Raw genomic sequence first — 18830 nt, 5'->3', positions numbered from 1 at the left:
AACGAGAAATTTCGCGTCACCCCAAACATGTATGCTGCCTTAGGTTATTGAGATTTTTGAGCGTCGCTTGTGAGGTTACGGCGACGCCTTTTGCCTCTGCCGGAAATCCGATCCGCACGACGTTCCCGGACAAGACGGCCCCGAACTCATTGGATCATCTGCACCGTCAGTTCAAAGCTCGGGCACCGAGCAGGCTATGAGTTTCGACCTCCACCCCGGTGAGGATTACGCACTCATTCAGCTCCCCCAAGGCATATGTCTTAAGGGCGCATCATGACAATCCTTCCAGCAACCGCATATTGCCTTTAAAAAACAATCTTTGGTCGCTAGAAGACGTCCGTCTGCAGCCAACTTCCCGAAGGTTTTCCAGTACCTCCAAGCAAAATATTGACAGTCTGTTCCCACCACACTATTTGCTAGCCGCAACGAGGCAAAACGCTATGCGAATGAGCTCAAGATGAGAGCCCGTGTGGCGGCGCAATAAGAGGTATGTATATTAACTAGCGAGCGAGGGCAGCGAAAATCGCACCTCTGATGGCTGTATATGCATTGTCGGGCTATCCCAGCGTCGACCCTAAGTAAGGATTTTTCCGTGATCGGATCGTTTTTGTCGGCGGACGACAAGAAGTTGCTGGCGCGACTGTTTAAAGAGAATTTCAAGAAACATGTTGGCTGGTATTCCGTCGCCATCGTTGCGATGTTGGTGGTTGCGCTAACGACATCGCTCAGCGCTTGGATCATGCGCGATATCGTCAACAGCGTCTATCTGAAACGCGGATTCGACGTTGTGCTGGAAATCGCGTTTGCCGTAGCGATGATTTTCATCATCAAAGGCTTCGCCACTTTTTTCCAAAGCTTCTATTTGAGCAAAGCTGGCAACAGCATTGTTGCTGAGCAGCAACGCAAGATATACGACCGCCTGTTGAAGCAGGGCGTGTCTTTCTTTCAGAACATGCCCTCTTCTGAGTTGCTCGTGCGTGTAACCTATAATGCGCAAGCAGCGCGTAGCGTGATTGATACGATCGTCACGTCCTTCGTAAGAGACCTGTTTTCTCTTTTGGGGCTGATCATTGTCATGTTCGCCCAGAATTTCCTTTTGAGTGCGATCTCCATGATTATAGGTCCGCTCGCCATTTTTAGCGTCCGTTTGGTATTGCGACGGGTACGCAAGATCATGGAAGCGGAGTTGGCTTCTATCGGCGAAATCGTCAATGTCGTACAGGAAACGAGCATCGGTGTTCGGGTCATCAAGGCGTTTTCGCTCGAAAACCTGATGCGTCAACGTATGAACAGGGCCGTTACGGATGTGGAGCAGCGCTCAAATGGAATTGCCAAGCTCGAAGCAGCGACAAGCCCCATCATGGAAACCCTCTCTGGCCTGGCAATAGCTGTCGTGATTGCGGTTTCTGGATATACCGTCCTCGAAAAGGGCGGCTCTCCTGGTGACCTGATGGCGTTTATCACAGCCCTGCTTCTGGCCTATGAACCTGCAAAACGCTTGGCGCGCATGCGTGTACAAATTGAAAGCGGGATGATTGGTGTGCGCATGATGTTTGAGGTGCTGGACGCTCCATTGACGCTCGTCGAGAAAAAGGATGCCGTGCCGCTCCCCAAGGCTAGCAGCGATGTCGAACTCAAGAACGTCAGCTTTGAATATGTTTCCGGCCAGCCGGTTCTCAAGGACGTCAGCGTCCTTTTCGAAGGCGGCAAGATGACAGCGCTGGTCGGTCCCTCCGGCAGTGGCAAATCGACCATCATCAACCTCATGATGCGCCTTTACGACCCGCAGAACGGCTCCGTTGAAATCAACGGCATGGATCTGCGCGATGTTTCCTTTGCCAGCCTGCGAGAGCATGTTTCTTACGTCGGCCAGGAAACCTTCTTGTTCTCCGGCACAATCAGGCACAACATCTCTGTCGGTCGCGACGATGCGACGGAGGAGGAGATTATCGCTGCAGCCAAGGCCGCAAATGCGCATGATTTCATCATGAAGATGCAGGATGGATACGATACGAGGCTCGGTGAGAACGGCTCGGGCCTGTCGGGCGGTCAGCGGCAGCGTGTAGCCATTGCACGCGCAATGCTTCGAGACGCGGATATCCTGATCCTCGATGAAGCAACGAGTGCACTGGATTCCGAATCCGAGTCTCTCGTGCGTGATGCGCTGGAGCGTCTGACACTCAACAAGACATCCATCGTCATTGCCCATCGCCTTTCCACCATCAACCGCGCCGACAAGATCGTTGTCATGGACAATGGTGAAGTGGTCGAGCAGGGCAGCCGGCGTGAATTGCTGGCAAATGATGGCCTCTACAAGCGGCTTCACAGCATCCAGTTCGATGCAGACGTCGCTTAACCCGCAAATGAAATCGGGCGGCCTCGCCGCCCGAATTTGTTCATAATACTCGAGCGAAGGGCTCAAAGTCGCCCACCCTGCGCTACCACGCAATTTTCATATCGCTCACAGCCCTCGCCAGAAGCGGCGATATCTCCGTTACTCGCTTATCCGTGAGCCGCGTCAGCGATGCAGCAACGCTCATGGTTCTGACAACCTCCTTTCCTCAACGAATGGCGACGGCGATCGCCCCTCCTCCCTCCTAGGCTTCGCAAACTGCACGGCTGGTCGAACTCGACATTGATGGCCTTGGCAGACAACGCCAAATCGTGACAGCATTCGGCGCATGAGATTATCAGGAGACATCAGCGGAATGACGGCGATCGAAAAACTGGCGGAGCGTTTTGCAAAGGCGAACCGGGAGGGTGCGAGAATTTCCTTGTCAGCGCTTGAAGCTGAGGGCCTGGTTCCGGACACGCTGGCAGAGGCAATGGCGGTTCAGCGGGACTTTGCCGGATACTGGGGCAGACCGGTTGCCGGCTGGAAGCTGGCGATCCGCCCGGATGGCGAAGCGGTCGCGGCGCCCATGTTTGATTGCTGCCGGGTAAACGATGCCGACATCGCTTCCTTTCCGCTTGATAGCACGGAAGGCATCGAAGTCGAGATATGCTTTACGCTCTCTGCCGACATCCCTGCCGTAGCCCAAGGGCGGCTGAGCAGAACGGATCTGATGGAATATATCGACAAGGTCCATCTGGGTGTCGAACTTCTACGCTACAGGCTGGAAGAGAAAAATCAGGTCCCCTTTCCGCTTTTTCTGGCAGATCGCCTCGCCAACCATGGTTTCGCCATTGGTCCTGAGGTGGACAAGGGCATCGTGGAGGTTTTTGCCGCCAACGGCGATGCCCTGCCCCGGCTCATCGTCACCGGCGGATCGGAAGAACTCTTCAATGCCACGGTGAAACACCCGAACATCGATCCGCTGGCGCCGCTTCTCGCCTTTGCCAATGCCGCACTCAACATGGGAGATATGCTGAAGGCCGGCCAAGTGGTGACGACAGGCAGCCTCTGCGGCGCGCTGCCGGGCACGCTTTCCAGCGAGACACACATCGTGCTGGAAGCGGTTGGCGCTTTCACCCTGTTAGGCCCGAAGGAATAAGCCGCCAGCCCCCTCGGAGGGGCACTCACCTTTCCCGAACTACCGATCCTGACCCGCAAACGGGCGCCGATCAAATCGTCGGCGCCCGTTTTGCGTTGCGTTACTTCACCCGCCCATATTCGCCGAGAAAATCGAGCAGCGCCCGGATGCGTGAGGGCAGCGGCCCGCGCTGGCCGACATAAACCGCGTGGAACGTTTCCGTTTCACCCATATCGAGATGATCGAGCACTGAGACCAGTCGGCCGGCGGCGATGTCCTCCCTTACGGTGAAGGCGGCAAGGCGCACCAACCCGACACCGGCAAGCGCCAGACGGCGAAGGCCTTCGCCATCACTGACCTGCACACGCCCCGTTGCGGGAATGACGACGGTCTTGCCGTTCTCTCGCAGCGGCCAGCCATCGGTCGACCGGGCATATCCAAGCGCAAGGCGGTTATGCACTTCAAGATCATCAATGGTTTGCGGCACGCCGCAGCGCTCCAGATAATCCGGGGCGGCGGCAATGATCATCCTTGTCTCACCGAGCTTCCGGGCAACGAGACTTGAACTCCTCAAAGGCCCGGCGCGCACCGCGACATCCATGCGCTCCGCAAGAAGATCGACCACCAGATCGGTCTGGACGATATCAAGCGTAACACCCGGATGAAGCGCGAGAAACCGCGGCAGGATCGGCGCAAGAATATGGGTCGCATAAGACGCGCTGGTGTTGATCCGCACGCGGCCGATGGGCTTTTCGCCCTCTCCGGCGGCGCGTTCTGCCTCTTCGAGATCGGCGAGGATGCGGGTGGCCCTTTCATAGAAGGCGCATCCTTCCGGCGTTATCTGAAGCTGGCGGGTGGAGCGGTTGAGGAGACGCGCGCCAAGCCGGCTTTCCAGCCGGGCGATGAGCTTGCTCACCGCAGAAGGCGTCATGTTTGCCGCCGCGGCCGCGCGGGAAAAACCGCCGAGCTCGACGACCCGCACGAAGATTTCCATCTCCCCTGCCCGATTAATCTCCAGTCGCGCCATGATGACTTCATCTCATAAGTGATAGTATTTTCGGCATTCTATTTCATGTGAGTAATGGCGTCTATCTTCAGAGTGCGGTCAGGCCATCGGCGCCCGACACTGCCGCACCGTCACGCATGAACGGCAGGGCGCGGCACGACCACAAAGCATGAAAGGAATGCCCCAATGGAATATCGCTCCCTCGGCAAATCCGGCCTGAAGGTGCCCGTCTTGAGCTTCGGCACGGGAACCTTCGGCGGCACTGGCCCGCTCTTCAGCAACTGGGGCACGTCTGATGCCACGGAGGCCCGGCGTCTTGTCGATATCTGCCTGGAGGCCGGCGTCAATCTGTTCGATACGGCCGATGTCTATTCCAACGGCGCATCCGAAGAGGTACTCGGCGAAGCCATAAGCGGTCGGCGCGACGGCGTTCTGATTTCGACCAAGACAAGCCTGCCGATGGGCGATGGGCCGAACGATGCCGGCTCTTCCCGTTTTCGGCTGTTGCGGGCGGTGGAAGATGCGCTGCGGCGGCTGAAGACCGATTATATCGATATCCTCCAGCTCCATGCCTTCGATGCCTTCACACCGGTTGAAGAAGTGCTGTCGACGCTCGATATACTCGTCCGCTCCGGCAAGGTCAGATATATCGGCGTTTCGAATTTTTCAGGCTGGCAGATCATGAAATCGCTCGCCGTTGCGGATCGTTATGGCTGGCCGCGTTATGTGGTCAATCAGGTCTATTATTCGCTGATTGGCCGTGACTACGAATGGGATCTGATGCCGCTCGGCGCCGATCAGGGTCTTGGCGCCATGGTCTGGAGCCCGCTTGGCTGGGGACGCCTCACCGGGAAAATCCGCCGCGGCACGCCGTTGCCCGAAGGGAGCCGCCTGCATGAGACCGCCAGCTTCGGCCCGCCTGTGGACGACGAGCATCTCTATCGTGTGATCGATGCGCTGGACGCCGTGGCGCAAGACACCGGCAAGACCGTGCCGCAGGTCGCACTTAACTGGCTGCTCCGGCGCCCCACCGTTTCCACGGTCATCATCGGCGCCCGCAACGAGGAACAGCTTCGCCAGAACCTCGGTGCGGTGGGATGGGAGCTCACGCCTGCGCAGGTGGCAAGGCTGGACGAGGCGAGTGAGACGACGGCGCCCTATCCGCATTTCCCGTACCAGCGGCAGGCGGGTTTTGCGCAGCTTAATCCACCGACTGTGACGCACCAGAACGCGTCCTTTTGAGCGGGACGCGATAGGGACGGACGCGGCCCTGCCCTGCCTTGGGCGGCCGGGCTTCCCCGCATCTTTTTGACAGGGCGATCGGCTGGCAGACTTACCTGGCGGCGGGTGATCTTACGGCAAGGAGGTTCAGACCGCCTTGCTTCCAGAGGTTTGTTCCGCCCGCCCCGAAAACCAGTTTGCCAGAATGGTGCCCGATATATTGTGCCAGACGCTGAAAATGGCACTCGGAACGGCAGCGAGAGGCGAAAAATAGGCGGTAGCGAGTGCAGCACCGAGTCCCGAATTCTGCATGCCCACCTCGATTGCGATGGCTTTGCGCTTGGCAAGCGTGAGCCCCCGTTGCCTTCGCCGCGAGTACCCGACTCTGCTTCCTCATGACGAAGCCGGAGGCTCGGCAGAAAAGACGCTCTGGTTCGGCATCGATTGGTCAGACCCGTTAAGTCAGCCCGAGCATGGGCCCACTCAATCGGGAATCAAAAACATAACCGTCGTCCGAATAATCGACATCAAGCACCGTATAGCCCGCCGAGACCGACAATGTGTCCGTGAAAACGCCAGCCTCAAATCGCGAAAGGTGAACTTTCGCACTCCGAAACATCCATCCGTTACTTTGACCGGCGCGCATGACACAGCGCGAAAAAACCGCTTGACCTAAACCGTGATTGAGGTCCTAGAAGTATTGTCACCTTGTTTCCGCAAGGCTTTTTCCATGCTCTTGAGCAAACAGTGACAAAGGAATACCCCCATGGCTTTCCAGCTTCCCGACCTCCCCTATGCCCATGATGCCCTCGCCCCTTCAGGCATGTCCGAGGAGACGCTGAAGTTTCATCATGATCTTCATCACAAGGCCTATGTCGATAATCTCAACAAGGCGATATCAGGCACCGAATGGGAGAAAAGCAGCCTCGAGGACATCGTGCGGGGCGCCTATGAGAAGGGCGCGGTGGCGCAGTCCGGCATCTTCAACAATGCCTCCCAGCACTGGAACCACAATCTCTTCTGGGAAATCATGGGGCCACAAAAACACGCGATGCCCAAGACGCTGGAAGATGCGCTGACGCAGTCTTTCGGTTCGGTGGCGCTGTTCAAGCAGAATTTCGCGCTTGCCGGCGCCTCGCAATTCGGTTCGGGCTGGGCGTGGCTGGTGGTGGATACCGATGGCACGCTGAAGGTCACCCGCACGGAAAACGGCGTCAACCCGCTGTGCTTCGGCCAGAAGGCGCTTCTCGGCTGCGATGTGTGGGAACACAGCTATTACATCGATTTCCGCAACAAGCGTCCGGCCTATGTCGAGAACTTCCTCGACAATCTGGTGAACTGGCAGGCAGTCGCCGCCCGTCTCTGATCTGAGCCCCACCGATCCGGCCGGTCCCGCTGCCCTTGAGCGGCCCGCCGGGTCAGGCGCAGCCGGACAACCGCCGTCCGGCTGCAACTCCATTCGAGCATTCCCATGCCCTATGTCGTCACCGAAAACTGCATCGCCTGCAAATACATGGACTGCGTGGAGGTCTGCCCGGTCGAATGTTTTTATGAAGGTGAGAACATGCTCGTCATCCATCCCGACCAATGTATCGATTGCGGCATCTGCGAGCGCGAATGTCCCGCCGCGGCGATCCGGCCGGATACCGAAGCGGGGCTGCATGTCTGGCTCGACCTCAACCGCCATTATTCCGGCATCTGGCCCCGCGTGCACCAGAAAAGGACGCCGCCCGACAATGCCGACATCATGAATGGCGCCGCGGCCAAGTTTTCCATTTTTTCGAAAAATCCGGGAGCGGGCGGTTAGCCCGGCACTGCATGTCTCATAATCTTAGGCTGATCGATGGCGGTGTCGTCAATCACGCGCATATTCCGCTGAAGACCTCCACCTCCCCGACGATCTCACCGCGTGAGTTCAAGGATGCGATGGCCGGCCTCACCTTCAGCGTCGCAGTGGCCGCCGCCGCCCATGCGGGTGAGCGGATCGGGCGCACGATCACCTCCTTCATGCCGCTCAGCGCGGAACCGCCGCTTCTGATCGTCTCCATCGACGCCAGCAGCCGCATGGTCGATCTCATCGCCGCAAGCCGGCGCTTCTCGGTTTCCGCACTGGCCAGAGGACAGGAGGAAATTGCCGACGTATTTGCCGGAAAAGGAAACCTGCCGGACCGGTTTTCCGTCGGCGGCTGGGATGTCTGGCCTTCGGGAAGCCCAAGGCTTGCCGATGCGCTGTTATCCATGGATTGCGAACTCGTCGGATCCATCGATGCCGCCGACCACATCCTCTTCGTCGGCGCCATCGTCGAAGCGACGTCCGATCCGCGGCGTAGGGCCCTGCTCTGGAACAAGCGGGACTATACCGGTACGAATGAAGGCGGCTGAGGTTGCTTCCTCTTCGTCGCCGGAAAAAGCTCTCATCGTTGCCATGATGGCAACAGCTAGAGGGAAACCGGAGAATGGTGGCGGCCGTCATTGTGTGCCCGGGCAAAGCTTCCTGGCGCAATGCCCATTCTTCTGCGGAAAGCGGTGCTGAATGCGCTGGCGGATTCATAACCGATTTCATCGGCAATATGATCGAGCGATTTTACGCCGCGCATGAGGGCATCTCTGGCAAGCGCCATCCGCCAGCGGGCCAGATATTCGATCGGCGCGCAGCCCACCATTTCAAGGAAGCGCGCCGAAAATGCGGAGCGCGACATGCCGGCGAGGCCCGCCAGTTCCGCAACCGTCCAGCCCACACGGACATTCGCATGCATGGCCGATAAGGCGCGCGCAAGCCCCGGCAAACGCATTCCCTTCACCAGTCCTGCAGGAATTGCCGCATTGCCAGCGTCCGGCCGGCGCAGCGCTTCAACCAGAAGAACCTCCAGCATGCGCCGGATGATCAGTTCCTTGCCCGGATCTTCGCCTGCACATTCCTCAGACAATAGCTCGATCAGCCGCGCCAGCCGGGATGCCCCCTTCTCCGCCGCAGGCACGTAGATCAGACCGGGCATGAGCGACAGGAGAAGCGAAGCGTTGATACGTTCGAACGTGAAGCTTCCGCCCAGCGCGAGAAAATCGGGCACACCCCCCTGTTCGCCATGGCGGACGGGCCGATCCTGTGGTTCGACCGGAACACATTCCACGTCAGTCTCACTGCAAAGCGAAAAAGCGGGCGTTGTGGCCAAAAGCAGGAAATCACCACATCCCAACCGGAGAGGCTCCCGGCCTTCCATCATCACCCAGGCCGCCCCGGCCAGAACAAGCGCAAAACCCGGTGCATCATGGGCGCGATAGCGCACTCCCCATCTGCCCTTACCGGAAATCGGCTTCGAGACGGCGGCGCTGGGTCGCAAAAAGGTCGACGATATCGCTCAAAGGATCCATATTGGACGATCAATAACAAATAACAGTCATTTGAGCATATATCATCCATTCCGGACCGTCTATCTCCTGCCCATCAACAAAGGAGACCTAAGATGACCAACACCGTCCTCATTACCGGCACATCGTCGGGCTACGGCAAAGCGATTGCCGAACTGTTCCTCGCACGCGGCTGGAACGTTATCGCGACCATGCGGCGCCCGAGTGCTGCCCGCTTCACCGGCGATACCGGCCGATTGCGCGTGCTGCCGCTGGATGTGACGGACGAGGAGAGCATTGCAGCGGCGATCGATGCCGCCGGCCCGATTGACGTTCTGGTGAACAATGCCGGCATCGGCATGGTCGGCGCCTTTGAGGCAACGCCGATGTCGGCAATCCGCACGATCTTCGACACCAACAGCTTTGGTGTGATGGCCATGACGCAGGCCGTCATTCCGCAGATGAGAAAGCGCCAGTCCGGCACCATCGTCAACGTCACGTCCACTGTCACGCTTGCTTCCTTCCCGCTTGCCGCCGCTTACACCGCCAGCAAGCAGGCAATCGAGGGTTTTACCGGTTCCCTCGCGCATGAACTGGCTCATTTCAACATCGGCGTGAAGCTGGTGGAGCCAGGTTATGCCCCGACAACCGGTTTCACGAACAATGCCATTCTGCCACTCCAGCAGCTGCTTCCCGATGATTACGCGGCCTTCGCAAGGCCGGTTCTCGAGGCTTTTGCAGCACCGGCCTTGACGACCCGTGAAACCGACGTTGCCGAAGCGGTCTGGGGCGCGGTGCATGACACCTCGGGACAGCTCCACTTTCCAGCGGGCGCGGATGCCGTTGCTCTCGCCCGCAAACACTGAGATTCAGAAAGCAGCAGGATGCCGAGTGCCTGAAGAGCACCCGGCCTCTGCTTTTCAGAAGATTCACACGGGTTCTGCCGGCAGTTTCTGCCTGATTTCCGGCCAGAGCCCTTCCGTCAACGTCATCAGCGCCGGTGTCGCGGCTGCGACCCAGGGGATACCGCTGCCGGGCCGGGTTCCGATGCGGACATCCAGACCGGCCTCCCTTGCCAGAACAACCCCGCCGGCGATATCCCACATCGTCGTCAGCTTCTGCAGATGGCCGTCGAAGATGCCGCGTGCCGCGAAGGCAAGGCCGATCGATGTGGAGCGGATGGACTCCACCACCCAGCCCGCATGCCTGAGCCCGACATTCAGAGCCGCCACTTCTTCCGCATCGGCGGCGGCGCTGTCGCCGAGCGACATGACCTGCACAGCCTCGAAGGGCACATGGCGGGCAAGCGGTTTGCCGTTCAGCATCAGCCCGGTTCCATCCGCCGCCGCATAAATGTCCTTGAACACCGGCATGGCGACGACACCGAGTTCCGGACGCCCGTTCCGCACGAAACCGAGTGAAATGCCCCAGAGCGGCGAACCGCGCAGGAAATTGGCGGTGCCGTCGATGGGATCGATGATCCAGTAGGCGTCATCGGCCACGCCGCCCATTTCTTCGCCCAGCACCGTCTCACCGGGAAAGGCTTCCGCCAGACGGTCACGGACGAACCTCTCGACCGTGGTGTCGGCTTCCGAGACGAAATCCTGAAAACCCTTCGTTCGGGTGGCAATGGCGTCGCACGCCTCGAAAAAGCGAAGGGCAAGGCCCATCGCTTCCTCGACGATGGCGACGGCGCGGTCGAGACGCTCGCTCATCGTGTCCACGCCCTGCCCGTCTTGCCGGCGCCCGTCTTCAGCCAGCCGGTGAAGGCTTCGACTTCATCGGTCTGGATCGCGCCCACGCCCGCCTCGGCAAGAGCACCCCAGACGGCTTCGGGGTTTGAAAGCGCCCGCGTATCGTTGAAATCGAGGCAATGGGACACATCGAGCGAGTTGATCCACAGGCGGATGTTCTGACGCTCCATCTCGGCCCGGCCTTCGGCCAAATCGGCAATATCGGCAAATTTCACCTCGATCATGGGCGCCTTCAGCGTCTCGATGCGGCGCAGATCCTCGGCGAATCTGCCCTTTCTCACCGGGAACATCGGCATATGCGGGATCTTGCCGAACCAGTCGGTCTCCAGCACCTCGAAACGGGCAGCTTCAGGATCGATATCGGTTTTCACCAGCACCTGATCCTCGACGCCGAGCCGCAGCACGGTTTCCATGACCTGCGGCAGATCGCGGGTAAATTTGGTGTCGATATTGACGGTGATCCTGCCGCGCGCCTCTTCCAGCAATTCTTCCAGCGTCGGCACACATTCATCGGTCACACCAGCGCCGTCACCACCAGCACCGGCCTTCAGCTTCGCTGCGCGAACCACTTCAAAGGGCAGCGCGCTCACGGTTCCCTTGCCCGTCGTAGTGCGGTCAAGCGTTTCGTCGTGAATGACGACCAGCCGGCCATCGGCCGTCGCCTGCGTGTCGATCTCGATCATCTCGACACCGGCCGCAACCGCGGCGCGGACGGAGGCGAGCGAGTTTTCGGCGGTGGCCGTCCAGAAACCGCGATGGGCGACGGTCAGGATGGCCGGATTGTCGCGCGAGCAGAGTGCGAGCACGTCGCAGGGATTGGAGGTCTTTGGGGAGGTGGCAAGGGTCTGGTGCATGGTTTTCACTTTCGGACGTTGCAATTACCGGGTTTGAGCGCCCGGATCAGATTTTCCCCATGCCCGCCGCCATCAGGTCGTCGCGCAGGATGCGGCCGGCGATGATGAAGACGACGAGTGCGGGAAGAAGCAGGATGAAGGAGACGATGGAGGCGAGCGGCAGCTGCATCGAATAGGGATCGAGATACATGTAAAGCTTGATCGGCAGGGTCTCCACGACAGGCGCGCCGACGATGAAGGACTTGTCGAATTCCTCGAAGCTGCCGATGAAGGACATCAGCCCGCCCGCGAGAAGGCCGGGCACAGCCAGCGGCAATATGATGTGCAGGACGATGCCGACCGTGCCCGCACCCAGCGAACGGGCGGCATGGATGAGATCGTCGGGAATGGTCTCCAGCGCCGCCGTCATCAGCCGGATCATCAGCGGCAGGGTGCCGACGATCTGTACGAGGATGACCCCCGTCACCGAATAGGCAAGGCCGAAAAGCAGGAACACCTGCCCGATGCCGACGGCGACGACCAGCCCCGGAATGATGATCGGCGCCAGAATGAAAATCTCCACCAGCCGTTTCAGCCGGAAGGGAAAACGCGCCATCGCCCAGGCGGTGGGCAGCGCGATGGCCGCCGTCAGGAAGGTGACGACGATGGCGATGACGATGCTGTTGATCGCGGCGCGGATGAGACTTGCATCGCCCAGAATGCCTGCCCAGCGCGCCGTGGTGTAATGCTCCGGCACGACCAGCGGTGGCGACCAGCCGTCGGCAACGCTCCAGAGGAACATCAACGCCAGCGGCACGGCGATGGCAAGCGTCAGCGCGCCATAAAGCCCGATGGAAACGAAAATCCGGTCCTCCGGCGTGAAGGTGCCGCGGCGGGGAGTGGTGGCAGGTTCAATGGTGATGGCACTCATCATGCGTCTCCTCGGTTTTGGCCGGGGCCGATGCGGGATGTCAGGGAATAATAGAGAATGAGGACGGTGACGGCGAAGAGGCTCAGAACCATGCCCATGGCATAGACCTGATTAAAACGGCCTTGGTTGAACTCCTGGATCATCAGCACCGATAGCGGCCGGGCCGTCGGCGGGCCGACGATGTCAGGGATGGCGTAAGAGCCCATGGAACCGATGAAGGTGAGAAGAATGGCGGCGGTGATGCCCGGCATGGCGAGTGGCACCTCCACGAAGAAGAAGGTCTTCAGCCGCGAAGCACCAAGCGTGCGCGAGGCGTAACGGATATCCTCGGGAATGGCGGCAAAGGCGCTGGTGATGATCAGCGTCATGAAGGGTATCTGTTTCCAGACACTGGCGAGAATGACACCGATGCCCCAGTCGTCGCGCACCAGTTTGGGTAGTTCCAGCCCCAGCGGCGCGACCAGCCGGTCGAGAAAACCGCCCCTTTCGAAGACAACGATCACCATCAGGCCGACGATGATGCCCGGCACGGCCATCGGCAGCTTGTAAAGGCCGCTGAACAGTTTTCGCCCGAGAAAGCTCTTGCGGATCAGAAGCGCCAGCGGCACCGAGGCCGCAAGCGAGACGATGACCGGCATGACGCCGTAATAGATGGAGGTCGTAAGCCCCCGGATCATCGATGCGCGGTTAAAAATCCGCTGGTAGAACATCAGCGTGAAGCTGCCATCTTCCTGCCTGAAGCTGCCAATCAGCGCCGACAGAAGCGGCCCGCCGAAGAAGACCAGAAGATAGCCTACCCCCGGAGCCAACAGCAAAAGAAGCTGGGCGCGCCTGTCGCGGAGAAGCCCGGCCATCATGCCGCCTCCCCCGCCATCCTGTCATCGAGAAGATGGACCGAACCGGGAAACTGCAGCGCGACCCTTTGCCCGGCGTCGATCAGGGTTTCCGCACCGGACTGGCTGACCCTTATCTGGCGGCCGCCGATCTCAACCGTATAGAGCGCATTGGCGCCCATGAAGGAAACGGCGGAAACCGTGCCAGCACCGGCCTGATCGGCGCGGATGTAGATGTTTTCCGGGCGAACGGAAATCTGCACATTGCCGGCCGCCGCCCGATCCAGCATCACCGGCTGGCCCCAGGGCAATTGCGCCTGCTGGCCCTCGGCGGAGACGGGCAGAAGATTGGTCTGGCCGAGAAAACCGGCGGTAAAAGCGTGTTTCGGCGCGCGGTAAAGCTCAAGCGGCGTGCCGATCTCGACCACCCGGCCGGCATTCATGACGACGATCCGGTCCGACATCGCCATGGCCTCGGCCTGATCATGCGTCACATAAAGGCTTGTGGCGCCGATGCGGCGGTGAAGCTCGGTCAGCTCATGGCGCAGCGTATCGCGGAGTTTGGCATCGAGATTGGAGAGCGGCTCGTCGAACAGCAGCAGGCTCGGCTGCATGACGATGGCGCGCGCCAGCGCCACGCGCTGCTGCTGGCCGCCGGACAATTGCCGCGGCATGCGATCCACCAGACCGGCAAGATTGCAGATTTCCAGCGCATGGGCGATGCGGCGGACCCGCTCGTCCTTCGCGACCTTCTTCATCTTCAGGCCGAAGCCGAGGTTTTTGGCGACCGACATATGCGGGAAAAGCGCATAGGACTGGAACACCATGGCGATATCGCGCGCTTCCGGCGGTGCCTGTTCGATGCGCTTGCCACCCAGCCGGATTTCGCCGCCCGAAGGCTGGCTGATGCCGGTGAGGATGCGCAAAAGCGTCGACTTGCCGCAACCGGAGGGCCCGAGAATGGTGACGAATTCGCCCCGTTCCACGGTGATCGACACGGGATGAAGCGCCCGGCTGGCGCCATAATCCTTGCTGATATTGCTGATCTCGAGTTCACTCATGACGAGCCTCCCTCATATTTTTTGACCAAGGCTTCCGGACCGTGCAGCCACTTGCGGCCGCACGATCCGTTCATCCTGATGGCGTTACTGGTTGAGGACTTTTTCATCGAGCGCTTCGGCAAGCGCTGTCGACATGTCCCAGAAAGCCGGCAGCGACAGGCGCGGATAGACACTCTGCGGCAGCACATGCTCCTGCACGGCCTTCGGCATCAGGTCATTGGTGACATCGGCGCGGGGGGAACGGGAGGCCTTGTTTTCCAGCTTCCAGAGCTGGAACTCCTTGCTCATCGCCATATCGATCAGCAGCAGTGCGGAGGCGACGTTCTTGGCGTTAGCCGGCACGAACATGGCGTCGCCAGAGCCGACCTGACCTTTTTCGAGAAGCGTGACGCGGAAACTGTCGGGCAATTGCTTGGTGCCGAGGAAACTCATGACCTGATCTTCCCAGACGGTGCCCATGTGAAGCTGCTGGTTATTGATGAGATTGAGCGTATCGGCATTGCCGTTGGTCAGTTCAGCCACGGCCAGAAGACGGCGGTAATAATCCCAGACAGGCGTGAGGCACTCGGACTCCATCGCCCAGTCTTCGGCCTGCTGCAGCGTCTGGTTATAGTCGGTGAGCTTTGCACGGCAGTCGCCGGTGAGATAATTGAGCGCGACCGAATAGATGAAACCGCCGCCCGAACCGCCCTTGGCCGGCAGGGTGACACCAAGCCGCTTGGGGTTCTTTTCCGCCCAGACCAGCAGGTCCTCGAAGCTCTTCGGCACATCCTCGGCCTTCACGAAGGCAGAGTCATAACCGATAGCCGTCTGGTTGAGATGCACCAGCGGGAAGCTGCCGCCATGCGCCTTGCCAAAAACGGTTTCGGCCATTTCCGGATTGTAATTGACCATGTTCGGCAGGATTTTCGTCAGCGCAATATTGCCGACAACGCCCTTGGCAGACAGCAGCGGATAGCTGCCACCACCGGCGAAATAGGCATCGACCGGCGAATCCTGCCCTGCCGCCTGAACCGCGATCAGCTGCTGGTTCGCCTGGTCGCCCTTCACGTCGCTATAGGCGACTTTGATGCCATATTTGGCTTCGAAGCGGGTGATCAGCTCCTTCCACGTGTCGGCGAAACTGCCGGCGAAATTATACATCGTCACCGTGCCCTCGGCTTTGGCGGCGGGAACGACGATGTCGTAGAAATTGTCGCGCGTGACCTTCGACAGATCGAAGTCGAGGTTTTTCATATTGCTGTCAGCCGATAGGCACGGCGCTGCCGTCGTCGCCAGCGCAAGCGCGGCGATCGCAAAAAATTTCATGCGCATTGAATGGTTCCTCCTGGGGACCCGTTGTTGACCGGCCCCTTATTAATACACTCTAAGTGTAATATTTGTGACAGTCCAGTGAAAAATGCTGTCGCAAACCGGTGGCCCGTGTTGCCGCCGCCCCGCGCAGCCGTTATCCAAGGCCATGAACACAGATCAGACGCCGCACCGGACCTTCGACCGCCAGCCGCTTGCCAGCGAAAACGAGCGTCTCATTCTGGATATCGTGCGCCGTCACGGCCCGATTGCCCGTGCATCGATCACCGGCCACACCAACCTCACGCAGCAATCCGTGCACCGGCTGATCGAAGGCCTGCTGGAGCGCGGGCTTCTGCAAACCGGCGCGCCGCTCAAGGGCACGCGCGGCCAGCCGAGCCCCACCATCGAGCTGGTGCCGGAGGCAGCCTATTCGCTCGGCATTTCCATCAACACCGACTCCGTCGTCATCTGCATCGCCGATTTCCGCTGCGACGTTATTGTCGAGGAAAAACTGAAGATGCTTCCGGGGGACCGCGAGGAGACGCTGGCGGCCTTGTCACAGGCCCTCGAAAGGCAGCTCTTGGAACACGGCATCCCGCGCGAGCGCCTGCTTGGCCTCGGTTTTTCCATGTCCGGCTTCTTCGTATCTGAGGACCGCGCCTTCAATGCGCCGGAGCCCCTGCGCGACTGGTCGCTGATGGACCTGAAGCCGATCCTTGAGAAACGGTTCCACCTGCCGGTCTGGCTGGAGAACAACGCCACTACGGGCGCGATCGGCGAAAGCCTTCGCGGTGTCGGCTCCTGGTGCCAGACCTTCGCCTATCTGTCCTTCAACTATGGTTTCGGCGGCGGGCTGATCCTTGGCGGGCAGCCGTTTCACGGCTTTCATGGCAATGCCGGCGAATTCAGCGGCATATACAGCCCGGATGAATCGCCGAAACGCCCTGCCCTGCAATATCTGATCGCCACCCTGCAGAGAAACGGCGTCGACATCCATTCGATCGAACCGCTCTATCAGCAGTTCGACCCCGCATGGCCAGGCGTCGAGGAATGGCTGACCGAGACCATGCCGCAGGTGGACAGGCTGGTGGCGAGCCTCATCGCGGTGCTCGATCCACAGGCCATCGTCTTCGGTGGGCAATTGCCGCGCGCGCTTGGCCAGATGATGATCGAACGCACGCACATGCCGTCAGAGCGCGAACATCGTTATGGTGTCGGACCAAAGGAAGCGAAGCTGGTTCTCAGCGAGACGGTCGGCGATCCCTCCGCCATCGGTGCTGCGCTGCTGCCGCTCAGGGTGCGCTATTTCCTCTAGGTCAGCCCAAGCGGCCTGATGTAATCCCGCAACAATCATCACGGAAACGTGAGCCTGATTTCGCCCCCGGTTTTTTACTGGTTGGCAGCTTGCATCCGAAGGCGATAAACATGATTACAAATATCATGTTTATTCTGACATGAAGCGGTGCCTCCGCCCGCCTCATGCGCCAAGCCAATACGCCACCGGGTCGATTGATGAGCAAAGCCCTGTTTGAGGTTCTCGATGCCAAGGAAGAAAACCGCCTGATGCGGTTTTTCCGCCGGCAGCTGCAGAACCGCGAAGACGCCGCCGACGCCATGCAGGAAACCCTGTTGCGGGCGCTGGAAGTCTCGCATGCAACGCTGATCGACAATCCGCAGGCCTATCTCTTCCAGATCGCCCGGTCCGTCGCCCGCCTGACCGTCATCCGCCAGTCGCGCGAGCGGCCGTTATTCGCCCCTTACGAGGCGGGTTTTGCCGTCGCCTGCGAGGACCCCGGACAGGAACGGATCGTCGCCGGCCGACAGCACCTTATTTTAATGGCGCGGGCCATCGAGGCCCTGCCCAAACGTTGCCAGCAGGTCTTCGTGCTCAGCCGTCTGCATGGCCATTCCAATGGCGAGATCGCCGTCCGGCTCGGCATTTCCCGCAACATGGTGGAAAAACACATCATCAAGGCGCTGCTGCACTGCCGTCAGGTCCGCGCGCAAATAAAAATGTAAACCGACATCAGGTGTTCGCATCCTTTTTCACTCTATAAGGGAAAAGGAATACACATCAGCACGCAACAACGGCAGATCAGGACATGAACAAGCGCCCGGACGGCCTGAAGGATAACGGTTTGACCGATGACGGTCTGGCCGAAGAGGCCGCGCTGTGGGTGGCGCGCATGCAATCGAGAGATGCGACGGAAGCGGAGCGCGAGGCGTTTCATGTCTGGCTGCGGGCCGATGCCGCCCATGCTGGCGCCTATGAGGACATGCGGAGCCTCTGGGGCGAGCTTGGCGATATCGAGCTTGCGCCGGCCGAACAGCGAAAACGGCGCGGACCTCGCCGGGCAATGCTGGCGGGTGTTGCCGGTCTCTGCCTCATCGGGCTTGCGGCGCTGTTTGCGGAGAAAAGCGGATTAAAGGACCGCTGGCAGGCGGATTATTACACCGAAATCGGCGAAACACGCATGCTTTCGCTGGAAGACGGCAGCCGCATCAGCCTGAACACCGACACGGCAATTGCGGTTCATTATTCGCAAAAGGAACGGCGCATCGCCCTTCTTCGCGGTGAGGCCTATTTCGATGTCGCCAAAAACCCGGAGCGGCCCTTCATCGTCGAAGATGGAGCGCTGACGGCAAAGGCGCTCGGCACCCATTATTCGGTGCGCACCGTCAATGGCGCGCTGCCGCAGGAGGTGCAGGTGGAGGAAGGCCGCGTCGAGGTGGCGACAGGCGCCGAGATCGCCGTGCTCACGCCCGGAGAGGCCGTGACCCTTGGCGGCGATGGCAGGCTGGTGCGCGCCCGCAAGGATGTCGCCAACAGCATGGCCTGGCGCGAGGGCAAGCTCGTCTTTTCCGGCCAGCCGCTGCGCGAGGTTCTCGATATTCTCTCGCAATATCGCCGGGGCCGCATCGTCATCCTCGATGAGGCGGCGGCAAGGCAGCACGTCTCCGGCATATTCGACCTGAAGGACACGGATCAGGCGCTCACCATTCTCGAAGAGAGCCTTCCCGTTTCGGTATCGCGGCTTTCCGGAATGCTGGTTTTCGTCCGCTCGCGATAAAATAGCTTT

The 18830-nt window shown here is 59.9% G+C and carries 17 protein-coding genes and 2 pseudogenes; 10 read left to right on the top strand and 9 right to left on the bottom strand.

Annotated elements, in window-relative coordinates:
- The first annotated feature begins 592 nt into the window (after positions 1–592).
- Complete coding sequence (locus AC5YUO_RS24105; RefSeq protein WP_496155536.1) at positions 593–2356, top strand: ABC transporter ATP-binding protein; 1764 nt, start codon at positions 593–595, stop codon at positions 2354–2356.
- A 352-nt stretch (positions 2357–2708) separates the two neighbouring features.
- Positions 2709–3494, top strand: a complete 786-nt coding sequence (locus tag AC5YUO_RS24100; protein WP_496155535.1) for a 2-keto-4-pentenoate hydratase — start codon at positions 2709–2711, stop codon at positions 3492–3494.
- A 100-nt stretch (positions 3495–3594) separates the two neighbouring features.
- Here AC5YUO_RS24100 and AC5YUO_RS24095 read toward each other — a convergent pair whose 3' ends face one another.
- Positions 3595–4500: a LysR family transcriptional regulator gene (locus AC5YUO_RS24095; protein ID WP_496155534.1), complete on the bottom strand. Its 906-nt coding sequence runs from the start codon at positions 4498–4500 to the stop codon at positions 3595–3597.
- Positions 4501–4665: 165 nt separating this feature from the next.
- On the opposite strand from AC5YUO_RS24095, the gene AC5YUO_RS24090 reads away from it, so the two are divergent.
- A complete protein-coding gene (locus tag AC5YUO_RS24090) occupies positions 4666–5721 on the top strand; it encodes an aldo/keto reductase (RefSeq protein ID WP_496155533.1) in 1056 nt (351 codons plus the stop codon).
- Between the two features lie 126 nt (positions 5722–5847).
- On the opposite strand, the pseudogene AC5YUO_RS24085 reads toward AC5YUO_RS24090, so the two are convergent.
- Positions 5848–6057: pseudogene (locus AC5YUO_RS24085) on the bottom strand (bile acid:sodium symporter family protein); the annotation flags it as partial.
- A 409-nt stretch (positions 6058–6466) separates the two neighbouring features.
- On the opposite strand from AC5YUO_RS24085, the gene AC5YUO_RS24080 reads away from it, so the two are divergent.
- The 3 genes from AC5YUO_RS24080 to AC5YUO_RS24070 all read left to right on the top strand — a co-directional run bounded on the left by AC5YUO_RS24080 (position 6467) and on the right by AC5YUO_RS24070 (position 8082).
- Entirely contained in the window at positions 6467–7066 is a 600-nt protein-coding gene (locus AC5YUO_RS24080; RefSeq protein WP_496155532.1) for a superoxide dismutase, read from the top strand.
- Between the two features lie 105 nt (positions 7067–7171).
- Positions 7172–7507 carry a ferredoxin FdxA gene (fdxA, locus tag AC5YUO_RS24075; protein ID WP_065116941.1) on the top strand — a complete coding sequence of 112 codons (336 nt, stop codon included), beginning with the start codon at positions 7172–7174 and terminating at the stop codon, positions 7505–7507.
- 11 nt (positions 7508–7518) lie between these two features.
- A complete protein-coding gene (locus AC5YUO_RS24070) occupies positions 7519–8082 on the top strand; it encodes a flavin reductase family protein (protein ID WP_496155531.1) in 564 nt (187 codons plus the stop codon).
- Positions 8083–8138: 56 nt separating this feature from the next.
- On the opposite strand, the pseudogene AC5YUO_RS24065 reads toward AC5YUO_RS24070, so the two are convergent.
- A pseudogene (locus AC5YUO_RS24065) lies at positions 8139–9069 on the bottom strand (AraC family transcriptional regulator).
- A gap of 92 nt (positions 9070–9161) precedes the next feature.
- Between AC5YUO_RS24065 and AC5YUO_RS24060 the strand changes: the two are divergent.
- Complete coding sequence (locus tag AC5YUO_RS24060) at positions 9162–9911, top strand: SDR family oxidoreductase (protein WP_496155530.1); 750 nt, start codon at positions 9162–9164, stop codon at positions 9909–9911.
- Positions 9912–9974: 63 nt separating this feature from the next.
- On the opposite strand, the gene AC5YUO_RS24055 is transcribed toward AC5YUO_RS24060, so the two are convergent.
- From AC5YUO_RS24055 to AC5YUO_RS24030, 6 genes are all read right to left on the bottom strand, one after another.
- Positions 9975–10760 carry an inositol monophosphatase family protein gene (locus AC5YUO_RS24055; protein ID WP_496156558.1) on the bottom strand — a complete coding sequence of 262 codons (786 nt, stop codon included), beginning with the start codon at positions 10758–10760 and terminating at the stop codon, positions 9975–9977.
- Positions 10757–11653 carry a glycerophosphodiester phosphodiesterase family protein gene (locus tag AC5YUO_RS24050; protein ID WP_496155529.1) on the bottom strand — a complete coding sequence of 299 codons (897 nt, stop codon included), beginning with the start codon at positions 11651–11653 and terminating at the stop codon, positions 10757–10759. Before AC5YUO_RS24050 ends, AC5YUO_RS24055 begins: the two co-directional genes overlap by 4 nt.
- Positions 11654–11699: 46 nt before the next feature.
- Complete coding sequence (locus tag AC5YUO_RS24045; RefSeq protein WP_496155528.1) at positions 11700–12563, bottom strand: ABC transporter permease; 864 nt, start codon at positions 12561–12563, stop codon at positions 11700–11702.
- Positions 12563–13417, bottom strand: coding sequence for an ABC transporter permease (locus AC5YUO_RS24040; protein WP_496155527.1), 855 nt, complete (start codon positions 13415–13417; stop codon positions 12563–12565). Before AC5YUO_RS24040 ends, AC5YUO_RS24045 begins: the two co-directional genes overlap by 1 nt.
- The gene (locus AC5YUO_RS24035) at positions 13417–14457 is read right to left on the bottom strand and encodes an ABC transporter ATP-binding protein (RefSeq protein ID WP_496155526.1); all 1041 of its coding nucleotides are present in this window, start codon (positions 14455–14457) and stop codon (positions 13417–13419) included. The genes AC5YUO_RS24040 and AC5YUO_RS24035 overlap by 1 nt, the downstream gene beginning before the upstream one ends.
- Positions 14458–14541: 84 nt before the next feature.
- On the bottom strand, positions 14542–15771 hold the full coding sequence (locus AC5YUO_RS24030; protein WP_496155525.1) for an extracellular solute-binding protein: 1230 nt from the start codon (positions 15769–15771) through the stop codon (positions 14542–14544).
- Between the two features lie 145 nt (positions 15772–15916).
- Here AC5YUO_RS24030 and AC5YUO_RS24025 point away from each other — a divergent pair, with 145 nt between their 5' ends.
- The 3 genes from AC5YUO_RS24025 (at position 15917) to AC5YUO_RS24015 (ending at position 18821) form a co-directional block, all read left to right on the top strand.
- On the top strand, positions 15917–17065 hold the full coding sequence (locus tag AC5YUO_RS24025; protein ID WP_496155524.1) for an ROK family protein: 1149 nt from the start codon (positions 15917–15919) through the stop codon (positions 17063–17065).
- A gap of 197 nt (positions 17066–17262) precedes the next feature.
- Positions 17263–17769 (top strand): RNA polymerase sigma factor, encoded by a 507-nt coding sequence (locus AC5YUO_RS24020; protein WP_269343182.1) that lies wholly within the window; start codon positions 17263–17265, stop codon positions 17767–17769.
- Positions 17770–17852: 83 nt separating this feature from the next.
- A complete protein-coding gene (locus AC5YUO_RS24015) occupies positions 17853–18821 on the top strand; it encodes a FecR family protein (protein ID WP_496155523.1) in 969 nt (322 codons plus the stop codon).
- The last annotated feature ends 9 nt before the right edge of the window (positions 18822–18830 follow it).

The organism is Agrobacterium sp. LEGMi-208b, from assembly GCF_059511785.1.
Note: the sequence above shows the minus strand (reverse complement) of the source record. Positions and strands in the feature narration are given on the sequence as shown.